This is a genomic window from Legionella santicrucis, from assembly GCF_001468135.1.
Lineage (GTDB): Bacteria > Pseudomonadota > Gammaproteobacteria > Legionellales > Legionellaceae > Legionella > Legionella santicrucis.
The window spans coordinates 6,809-8,377 of the sequence record NZ_LNYU01000051.1; the positions used below are offsets into that span (position 1 = coordinate 6,809).

Sequence of the window (1,569 nt, forward strand, 5' to 3'; positions counted from 1 at the left end):
TGTTTTTCAAATGCTTAAGAACTCTCCCCGGTGTTCCTACAATGATATGCGCTCCATGCCGTAATGAATCAAGTTGAGGCTTCATTGGTATACCACCAGATAAATTAATAATTTTGACATTGGGTATCAAACAGGCTAATCGACGGATAGCTTGACTTATTTGCTCGGCTAGTTCACGTGTAGGGCAAAGAATTAATGCTTGAACTGCAAAAAAAGAAACTTTTAAATTATTTAATAAAGACAAAGCAAAAGCAGCGGTCTTTCCACTTCCTGTTTTTGCTTGAGCAATAATATCTTCATTTCGAAGAATTATGGGCAGACTTTGCATTTGAATGGAGGTCATATTTTCATAGTTTGAAGAAGCAAGGCTCTTTATTAACTCTTGACGTAGGGGGAGTTGATCGAATGATAGGAGTTGATCGGTATGTTCTGATTGAATCATGAATTTTTCTCTCTTTGGTGCTTAATTGCCATTGTACGTATAAAGTGTGGTCCGCCGGATGTCGTCACGTTTTTGCCACAGTAATTTTTTCCAATAATTCTCTTTTTCTCGTTCGATAAATGCTGCCCGCTCACTCTTTATGAATAAAATAGTTTGATATGTTGAGGTAAAATACATAGGATAATGTGCCCTAGGCAAAGATTTTAATATTAAAAATTAGTATAAGTTATCGATAACGCCTTCGTGAGGTGTAATTTTCTTGGGCCATAGTTACTTTTAATGGACGTCCTTCGAGCGTTTTACCATTCATATCTAAAGAGGATTGGGCTTCTTGTTGGGAACTAAAGGTTATAAAGCCAAAACCTTTGATGTGGCCAGTAACGCGATCTTTTATTAAAACAAGCTTCTCTATCTTACCATATTTTAAAAATTCTGTTTGTAATGTCTCTTCAGTAATTCCAAATGGTAAGTTACCTACATAAACTTTATTTTGTCTCACTGTCGTTTCCTTCAAGTAACCACTACAACTACAAAGAGATATAGTGGTTAAATAATATTAACTATTTCAATTAAAGAGCTATTATATTTTGTGCTTGAAGACCTTTTGCTCCTTGCGTCACAATGAATTGTACTCGCTGACTTTCTGTGAGGGTTTTGAAGCCAGAACTTAAAGTTTCTTTAAAGTGAGCAAATACATCCGGCCCGGAATCTTGCTCAATAAAACCAAATCTTTTGGAGTCGTTAAACCATTTAACGACTCCGTTTACTGTTTTAGACATAAGTAATCCTTGTATTAATTATAAATCCTGCATAGGCGAATTTAGCCGGAAACCGGTCAGGAATTAAAAACTACAGAACGAGGGATTAAATGAATAAAACGACGATTTGGAGAGTATAAAATAGACATTTTCTAGCTAAGACTAGGTTACTACTCTTTAAGGTTAAAAGTCAATCGTATGCTTTTTGTTTGTAGGTGTATCCTTACAGAGTGAATTATTTAAGTATTAACTCTTTAACGGTAAACGAATTATTCATCAACATAAGCAGACCTCATTAAATATCTATAAAAAACAAAGAAGTTAGTGTATTCTGCAATTTTTATAGATTAGTTTTAGAAAAATGATAAG

Annotated in this window: 3 protein-coding genes; all 3 read right to left on the reverse strand. The window is 34.4% G+C overall.

The window, feature by feature from the left end; all coding sequences use genetic code 11:
- Positions 1-442: DEAD/DEAH box helicase (locus Lsan_RS10770; protein ID WP_157068303.1), on the reverse strand; the 442-nt coding region annotated here is incomplete at its 3' end.
- Between the two features lie 226 nt (positions 443-668).
- On the reverse strand, positions 669-941 hold the full coding sequence (locus Lsan_RS10775) for an RNA recognition motif domain-containing protein (RefSeq protein WP_058514403.1): 273 nt from the start codon (positions 939-941) through the stop codon (positions 669-671).
- 70 nt (positions 942-1,011) lie between these two features.
- Positions 1,012-1,221, reverse strand: coding sequence for a cold-shock protein (locus tag Lsan_RS10780; RefSeq protein ID WP_058514404.1), 210 nt, complete (start codon positions 1,219-1,221; stop codon positions 1,012-1,014).
- Positions 1,222-1,569: the final 348 nt, after the last annotated feature.